At 67.8% G+C, this 2,649-nt stretch carries 2 protein-coding genes and 1 CRISPR repeat array; of the genes, one reads left to right on the forward strand and one right to left on the reverse strand.

What is annotated here, in order from left to right:
• Positions 1-631 (reverse strand): replication initiator (locus ETD83_RS41100; RefSeq protein ID WP_329603077.1); only part of this gene is annotated, 631 nt, incomplete at its 3' end.
• Between the two features lie 309 nt (positions 632-940).
• Between ETD83_RS41100 and ETD83_RS41105 the strand changes: the two genes are divergently transcribed.
• Positions 941-1,750, forward strand: coding sequence for a GntR family transcriptional regulator (locus ETD83_RS41105; RefSeq protein WP_171064736.1), 810 nt, complete (start codon positions 941-943; stop codon positions 1,748-1,750).
• Positions 1,751-2,099: 349 nt separating this feature from the next.
• Positions 2,100-2,527: a CRISPR direct-repeat array (repeat unit 31 nt; unit sequence GGTCCTCATCGCCCCTACGAGGGTTCGCAAC).
• Positions 2,528-2,649: the final 122 nt, after the last annotated feature.

Below are 2,649 nucleotides of genomic sequence, written 5' to 3' on the forward strand. Positions count from 1 at the left end.
CGCCCGGCCCGTCCCCGCGAATCACCGCATGGAAGTGCACCAGCCCGCGCCGTTGATACTCGGCCACCTTGGCGAAGGAGACCCGCACCTGGGCATCGAACCGGCGTCGCGACATGCCCGCCCGGCGTGCGAGCTGCCGCCGCAGCTCCAGCGTGAACCGGTGCCAGAGCTGCCCGGCGTGCGCCTGCCACAGCACCGCCCCGACGTAGTCGTAGCAGTCCGGGCAGATCGGCTGCCCGACGCGCGGGTCATCGGTGTCGTGCCGAGCACCGCAGCGTTCCGGACGTCCGTGCGCGCACACCCCGCCGTCCCGGCGAGGGCGACACACCAGCGGCTTGCCGTTCCGTTTCCGCTGGGTATGCACCGTCCCGAAGGATGGAGCAGTGAGCGTGGCGAACACCCGAGGATGTTCACGGACCGCTTCGGGAACGCCCTTACCGCCCGCCAGCCCGGAGCGGATGAGCTGGAACACGTCCCGCTGATAGGTACGCGAGCAGGCCGGGCACACCGAGCCGCGCCGGTTCCCGCACGCCACCAGCAGATGACCGGTCGGCTCGTCCTGAGTGCGGTACACGTGCAGCACCTCGCCCGTACCCGCGTCGATCACCTGCGACTCGCCGACCAGCCGCACCGGGGCCGCACACCCGCCGGTCGCCGCCACCTGCCGCGCCCACCGCGCATACTACGGAGCCGACGCAACCTCGGCCACCGCCCGCATCCATGCCGGGACCTCCACCCCCGACCTGTCACTGTCCGGTCCACCCTCACTTTCTTCTTTCGTCTCGTGGTCGTGTGTCATGCCGCCTCGCCTCCTACACGTCTGCCTAGACGTAGGCCCACACGTGCTACATCTTCACCCATGCTCGACATGTTACACAAGACGTGCTACGACTTGTACCTACTAAGTTCGACTGACAAGCGATTTTCCGAGGAGGACGGCGTGACCGACGACGTGAGCAGGGAAAAGGTTTCGCCACGCTGGAGGATGGTGACCGACCACATGCGCACCGAGATCCTCGACGGGTACTACCAGCCCGGCCAGGCCCTGCCCGGCGAGGCCCAGTTGGCCAGCCATTACGCCACCTCACGCCCCACCGTCCGCAAAGCCATCGCGCAACTGGCCGCCGAAGGACTACTCAGCGCCGCCCACGGACGCGGCACCTTCGTCCGTCCCCGCCCTGACCGGCGCTTGATCGCCATCGGCCACGACCCTCACCCCGACCTGCTCAGCCCGGAATTCGATGTGATCGCCGCAGGCTGGGAACCCGTTGACGTCCCCAGCGACGCCGAACGCGAGCACTCCGGACTCGGCCACCGCGTGCCCATCCCCAACCCGTGCGGCATCGCAGAAGCCGAGACCCTCGGCATCCGGCGTGGACACTCGGTCATCTACCGGTATGCCTTCTGGCAACACGCCAAAGTCCGGACCCGCGTCTACATCGAGTCGAATATCCCGGCCGATCTCGTCGCCGGGATAGAGCCCGCCGACTACTACGCCCACCTGGCCGACACACGCGGGCCGCTGCGCTGGACCACCACCGTTCTCGCACAGATGCCCAGCGGAGACGAGATCAGCGACCTTGGCATGGAACCCACCGGAACCCCGCTCCTGGTGGTACGCCGGATCATGCTCGCAGCCGACGGCCGCCCGCTGGAATTCACTCAACTGCACGCGCCCGGAGACCGCTTCGAGGCCGCCAGCGCCACCGACCACGAACCCGACACCGAGTACACCGCCCTGCACCTGTGATCCGCCCCGCCACGGGCGAACCCACACGCGCGATCACAACGGGCTCAGAGTTTCTTTACTGGTTTTCAAGGGCGCCCGCTCCGCGGTCGCCGGAGCCAGCCGGGGACGGCGGGCGTGCGGCCTCTCCGAGCCGGTCCCGCCGTCCCCGGCCCCCTGTGGCAGAGGAACCCAACCCAAGAGAGTGCGAGCGACCGGGCCTGTCTGAGACGCTACAGACGTGCCCGCCGTCAAGGTCGGCTCTTGATCGTTTCAGCGACACGCCGGGGTCTCGTGCACAACCGGAGGTTTGCTGCAACCACACTCCATGTACGGTCGCCCACGTGGCATCCGGCCAGCGGCTTTACCATTGGGTCCTCATCGCCCCTACGAGGGTTCGCAACGAACGGAGACGGAAGGGCACAACGTTGCCGTCTCCCAGGTCCTCATCGCCCCTACGAGGGTTCGCAACGTGGTGAAGGCGGTCGCTGACAGATACCCTCTCTTTGGTCCTCATCGCCCCTACGAGGGTTCGCAACTGGCCGATCAACGTCTCGGGGTTGACCTGGGGTGTGGGTCCTCATCGCCCCTACGAGGGTTCGCAACCGTGAGTGAGCGTGGTCGCCTCGGGGAGGCCGCAGCCTCCTCATCGCCCCTACAAGGGTTCGCAACTCGCAAATACGGCTCCTTGATCAGTCCTCTCTGGTCCTCATCGCCCCTACAAGGGTTCGCAACGGCCGTACGAGGACGACACGGCGGCCAGACGGCGTGGTCCTCATCGCCCCTACGAGGGATCGCAACGGGCGGCTGCACGTAGAACGGATGGGGGTGCATGCCGATGGTCCACGCGCAGGTCGTTGACGCTTAGGTGTCACGCCCTCAGCACCGGGGGCGCGGGGCCGGGAGCGGGGCCGGGCCCGCCC

The organism is Actinomadura soli, from assembly GCF_005889715.1.
GTDB lineage: Bacteria > Actinomycetota > Actinomycetes > Streptosporangiales > Streptosporangiaceae > Spirillospora > Spirillospora soli.